Origin of the sequence: Rhizobium sp. BR 362 (assembly GCF_036528765.1) — a bacterium.
Classification (GTDB): Bacteria; Pseudomonadota; Alphaproteobacteria; order Rhizobiales; family Rhizobiaceae; genus Rhizobium.
Map to the genome: position 1 here is coordinate 1 of NZ_JARWGH010000071.1, position 5,655 is coordinate 5,655.

General features: G+C 57.5%; 5 protein-coding genes. 3 read left to right on the forward strand and 2 right to left on the reverse strand.

All coding sequences use genetic code 11. The features are described 5' to 3' along the window. Positions 1-65 precede the first annotated feature (65 nt). The gene (locus tag QDY28_RS30455; RefSeq protein ID WP_120764183.1) at positions 66-1,262 is read right to left on the reverse strand and encodes an IS256 family transposase; all 1,197 of its coding nucleotides are present in this window, start codon (positions 1,260-1,262) and stop codon (positions 66-68) included. 139 nt (positions 1,263-1,401) lie between these two features. On the opposite strand from QDY28_RS30455, the gene cysD reads away from it, so the two are divergent. From cysD to QDY28_RS30470, 3 genes are all read left to right on the forward strand, one after another. Next, positions 1,402-2,301, forward strand: a complete 900-nt coding sequence (cysD, locus tag QDY28_RS30460; protein WP_184806336.1) for a sulfate adenylyltransferase subunit CysD — start codon at positions 1,402-1,404, stop codon at positions 2,299-2,301. Next, positions 2,301-4,199, forward strand: coding sequence for a sulfate adenylyltransferase subunit CysN (cysN, locus tag QDY28_RS30465; RefSeq protein WP_184806338.1), 1,899 nt, complete (start codon positions 2,301-2,303; stop codon positions 4,197-4,199). The genes cysD and cysN overlap by 1 nt, the downstream gene beginning before the upstream one ends. Positions 4,200-4,343: 144 nt before the next feature. After that, a complete protein-coding gene (locus tag QDY28_RS30470) occupies positions 4,344-4,664 on the forward strand; it encodes a hypothetical protein (RefSeq protein WP_004125998.1) in 321 nt (106 codons plus the stop codon). Positions 4,665-4,714: 50 nt separating this feature from the next. On the opposite strand, the gene QDY28_RS30475 is transcribed toward QDY28_RS30470, so the two are convergent. Further along, entirely contained in the window at positions 4,715-4,969 is a 255-nt protein-coding gene (locus tag QDY28_RS30475) for a DUF982 domain-containing protein (protein WP_120764280.1), read from the reverse strand. Positions 4,970-5,655: the final 686 nt, after the last annotated feature.

Genomic DNA, 5,655 nt, shown 5'->3' on the forward strand with positions numbered 1-5,655 from the left:
GATCATGTCCCAGGACGTGGTGTAGCTTAGACGACCACGGCTCATCCCAGAGGGTCGGATGAGTATCAGCTTGCTGCTGGCAGGCTGATGAGCGGATCATCGCTCATTGTGGCGATTGTCTCAAGTGTCATGTAGCGGGATCGCTGGACGGCCCATTCATCGTTCTGTTCGAGCAGCAGCGCACCGACCAGGCGCACGATGGCGTCGTCGTTGGGGAAAATGCCGACGACCTCTGTGCGCCGCTTGATCTCACCGTTCAATCGCTCAATGGGGTTGGTCGAGTGAAGTTTGGCCCAATGCTGCTTGGGAAAGGTCATGTAGGCGAGCACGTCTTGCTCGGCACTGTCCATGAGACTGGCGAGCTTCGGTACCTTTGGCCTGATCTGGTCGGCGACGTTGCGCCACTGAGTGCTTGCGGCCTCCGGCGTGTCCTGAGCGAAGGCCGTTGCAATGAACGCGGAGACAACCCGGCGTCCGCTCTTTCCAGCATGGGCCAAGGCATTGCGCATAAAGTGCACCCTGCAGCGCTGCCAGGTGGCGGAAAGCACTTTCGATACTGCGGCCTTGATGCCCTCATGGGCATCGGAGACGACGAGCTTGACGCCGCGCAGCCCCCGCCTGGTCAGCTTTCGAAGAAACTCGGTCCAGATCGCCTCGGCCTCGGACGTGCCGATCTCCATGCCGAGCACTTCGCGTCGGCCATCGGTGTTGACGCCGACGGCGATGATTACGGCGACGGAGACAATACGACCACCGCGCCGAACCTTGAGGTAGGTCGCATCGATCCACAGGTAGGGCCATTCTCCTTCGATGGGCCTGTCGAGGAAGGCCTTCACCTTCTCATCGATCTCCTCGCAGAGCCGGGACACCTGACTTTTGGAGATGCCCGACATGCCCATGGCCTTGACGAGGTCATCAACAGAGCGGGTCGAAACACCCTGGATATAAGCCTCCTGGATGACCGCCGTCAGAGCCTTCTCGGCCATGCGGCGCGGCTCCAGGAAGCTCGGGAAGTAGCTGCCGGTGCGAAGCTTGGGAATGCGCAGCTCGACGGTGCCCGCCCGTGTCTCCCAATCCCGGTCGCGATAGCCGTTACGCTGGGCCAGCCGGAAGCCATTCTTCTCGCCATAGGCCGCGCCGGTCTTCGTGCCGACCTCCAGCGCCATCAGCTTCTCGGCAGCAAAGCCGATCATCTCCCGCAGCAAATCGGCATCAGCGCTCTTCTCAACGAGTGAGCGCAGGTTCATCATGTCGTCGGTCATCGGTGGTGTCCCTCAGGTTGGCTCTAAGCAACCCGACCCTACCGGAAATCACCGATGGCTATGAAATCCAGCTACACCACTCCATGGGACACGATCGAGCTGAGCTTGACGACGCATCGGCTCCGCAAGGATAAATGAGATGTCTTTCGACAATCTGCGATACCTCGAATCCGAAGCCATCCATATCATTCGGGAGGTCGCTGCGACCTTTTCCAATCCGGTAGTGCTCTATTCCATCGGAAAGGACTCCTCCGTTTTATTGCATCTCGCAATGAAGGCGTTCTTCCCGGGAAAACCGCCCTTTCCCTTTCTTCATGTGGACACCCGGTGGAAGTTTCGGGAGATGATCGATTTCCGCGACCGCATGATGCGGGAAATGGACCTGAAATTGATTGTCCACGTCAATCAGGATGGCATCGATCAGGGTATCAGCCCGTTTCGAGACGGCTCCAACGTGCACACGCACATGATGAAGACCATGGCGCTGCGCCAGGCGTTGGACAAATTCAGTTTCGATGCTGCGCTCGCAGGCGCACGCCGCGACGAGGAAAAATCGCGAGCCAAAGAGCGGATCTTTTCCATTCGCAACGCACAGCATGCTTGGGATCCGAAACGCCAGCGTCCGGAGATGTGGAGAACCTACAATACGCGTGTCAGCGCAGGCGAAACGATGCGCGTCTTTCCGCTTTCCAACTGGACGGAACTCGACGTCTGGGAATACAACCAAAAGGAAAACATCCCGGTCGTGCCACTCTATTTCGCGGCGCCGCGGCCCGTCGTTCAGCGCGGTGCGGCGATGATCATGGTCGATGACGAGCGCATGCCGCTTGAGCCCGACGAAACGGTCACGCAGCGCATGATCCGTTTCCGTACGCTCGGCTGCTACCCTTTGACGGGCGCGATCGAATCCAGTGCGGAGACGGTGCCGGAAATCCTGCGCGAGATCGTGGAGGCACGCACCTCCGAAAGACAGAGCCGGCTGATCGATTTCGACGAGGCCGGGGCAATGGAGAAGAAGAAGCGGGAAGGGTACTTCTGATGCCATATCCTTTTTCGATATCGCCGCATGACATGGAAGAGCATCTGGTCCAAGAGGACAAAGGACCGGTTCTTCGATTCATTACCTGCGGTTCGGTCGATGACGGCAAATCGACCTTGATCGGGCGACTGCTCTGCGATGCGCAACTGGTCTTCGAAGACCAATTGGCAGACCTTCGCCACGGGGGCATCCGCGGCGGCAATGGCGAGGAAATCGATTTCTCTCTGCTGCTCGACGGCCTTGAGGCGGAGCGCGAACAGGGCATCACCATAGATGTTGCCTATCGCTATTTCTCCACGTCGAAGCGCAAGTTCATCGTTGCCGACACGCCAGGCCACTTCGAATATACGCGCAACATGGCGACGGGCGCATCAACTGCCGACCTTGCCGTCATCCTCGTCGACAGCCGCCAAGGCATACTCCAGCAAACACGCAGGCATTCCTATCTCGCCTCGCTTCTCGGCATTCGCCATGTCGTCCTGGCTGTGAACAAGATCGATCTCATCGATTTCAGCGAGCCGATATTTGATGCCATTGTGGCCGAATACGTGCGCTTCTCGGCGAAGCTGGGTTTTGCCAGCGTAATGGCCATTCCGATGTCCGCCCGCTTCGGAGACAATGTTGTTTCGAAATCGGGGAAATTACCCTGGTATCAAGGCTCCCCGCTTCTTGAATATCTGGAAACGGTGGAACTCGACGCACCTGACAGGCAAGAACCCTTTCGTTTTCCTGTTCAGCTCGTCATGCGGCCGAATGCGGATTTTCGCGGCTACGCGGGCCGGATCGCATCCGGAAAAATTGCGGTCGGCGATCCGGTGATCGTTGCAAAATCAGGTCTGCGATCGTCGGTCAGGGCGATCATTGCCCCTGATGGCAACCAGATATCTGCCGCAGAAGGGGAACCGGTAACCTTGGTTCTTGCCGACGAGGTAGATGTCTCGAGGGGCGACATGCTGGTTGACCCCGCCTCAAGACCTTTTGTCTCGGACCAATTTCAGGCGCATCTTATTTGGTTCGATGCCAATCCGATGCTCCCCGGACGAAGCTATCTCTTGCGGACGGAGACGGACAGTGTCAGCGCCACGGTGACTGTGCTCAAGCACCAACTAAATGTCGACAGCTTCGTTCGCGAACCGGCCAAACTGCTTCAGATGAACGAGGTGGGCGTCTGCAACATCATGACGCAACGACCGATCGTCTTTGACGCCTACAAGGAAAATAGGTCAACCGGCAATTTCATCATCGTCGATAGGGTAAGCAGCGCGACCGTCGGCGCCGGCATGATTGATTTCCCGCTTCGTCGTGCCGACAACGTTCATTGGCAGGCGCTCGACGTCGACAAGGCCGCGCGGTCGGCTCTCAAGAACCAAAAGCCTGCTGTCCTTTGGCTCACCGGTCTGTCCGGTTCGGGCAAGTCGACGATCGCCAATGCACTCGAAGCGCTTCTGCATACTTGCGGCAAGCATACCTATCTATTGGACGGAGATAACGTACGCCACGGGCTTAATCGTGACCTTGGCTTTACCGCAGTTGATCGGGTCGAGAACATACGCCGCGTCGCTGAGGTCGCCAAGTTGATGGCGGACGCAGGGCTGATCGTAATTTGCTCCTTCATCTCGCCCTTCCGAGACGAGCGGCGTATGGCGCGCGAGCTCATGGGCGAAGGCGAGTTCATCGAAATCTTTGTTGACACGCCTTTAGACGAATGTGCGCGCCGAGATCCGAAAGGGCTTTATAAGAAGGCCTTTGCCGGGAACATTGCCAATTTCACCGGCGTCTCGTCTCCCTATGAGGCTCCGGAGAATCCGGAACTTCACCTCAAAACCATGGGCCAGGAGCCAGCGAGGTTAGCGCTTCAGATAGAAGAGTTCCTTCGAAGCCGAATGGAGGAGAAATAGCTCACTGGCCCAGTGCAAACAGGAATTTTAGCAACTGAGAGCCTGTCAACAGGGGAGGGCCGAAAATCTCCTGCAGCTGCTTCGCTGAGAAGAGTAGCCGGCCAGGCCAGCGGGTGCTGGCGTTTCACCAGCTTTACGGACCATATGACGGCAGCCTACCGAGAATACACCTTCAAATACTGGATGGACACTCATCGCAGCGAGGAAATCTTCTTCGTCCTGCAGGTCCAGAAGGTTATGCCAAAAACCTTCGTTGCATTTGGCTCCTGCCGGTACGTGGAGGAAGGGGAGAGGCTTCCCCGATCTCACATCATCGCTGATTGCAAGTCGGAAGCTGATGCGCTCGCCTTACGCGATCGGTTCTTCGCCATACGAGTCGATACGGGCAAGACTATCGAAAAGGAGATGTATCGGCGCGTTGATAAGTTCGCAGCGCGCGCAGAGGGGAAGACGCGAAGACGCTGAAGAAAAACCTATCGCTGCCTCCCACATATATTCGGGAGGCAGGCATGACCTCACCGGCCGTACACAAAGACCCCATCCTCTCGGGCCGCCTTAATGATCGCCTCTCGCACTTCTTCGGCAGTTATTCTGCCCTCATGGGCTGCAAGAACCGCTCTCTTGGCGCCTTCATAGGCTTCGCCGGTATTCTCTGCCGGCCATTCGTTGAGCAGGAAATCGGCAGCGCGCTCGGCGCTGTTGATCGCGACCGCTCTGCCGGCCTGTCTCGTTTCCAGCATCAGAGTTTTATCCCACCATTGTCTGGTCATGGCATTATTCCTCCGCAATCAAAACTGGCGATCAGATGCTTGGTTCCAAGGAGGGCGGCGTGATGCTCATCTTCGAAAGATCCTGTATTCGCATTCGGGTACCCCTCGCACATGCAGGGTTCGCTTATCGCCTACGTGTTTCCAGAATCTCTTTTTGTCCGCTACGCGACTATCTGCGAGGCCTTGGCGCCGACGTCAGGCTTTCAAGACTGATCGAGAGGCGGCTTTCATGCGCAACAGTTGATTGGCAGCCGCGTCAAGTTCCGTTCGCAGGGATCCGACATGGCGTCGACATTGTTCATGATCTAGAAGGCGGCAGTCGGTTCCGCAAGAACGACGAGCGCGGAAATTCATCATCCGCCCGCCATGCTCGGTCCGCCGCAAAGCGCCCAGGGCTCCCCGTAGCTAGTTTCCGTCCACAAACAGGCGTGTTTAAGCGCGTTTACAAGGGTTTGTCCTTGGCGGTGAGAGTGGTTTTGGGGCGACGGACAGGATCATGAACGCTTGTGATTGGGCAGTATACAGTTGGCGGCGCTGAGGCGTACGCCACGAGGCCGGCATTGTAGCGACGGCGCAATTCTAAAAGCTGGTCGGAGTTCAGGTCGGTTTGAGGCGGATGAAGAGGACGAGGTTGTAAGCCACGACGGAGGACCAGACGTAGGTCTTGAAGTGGTCAAGGCCCCGCC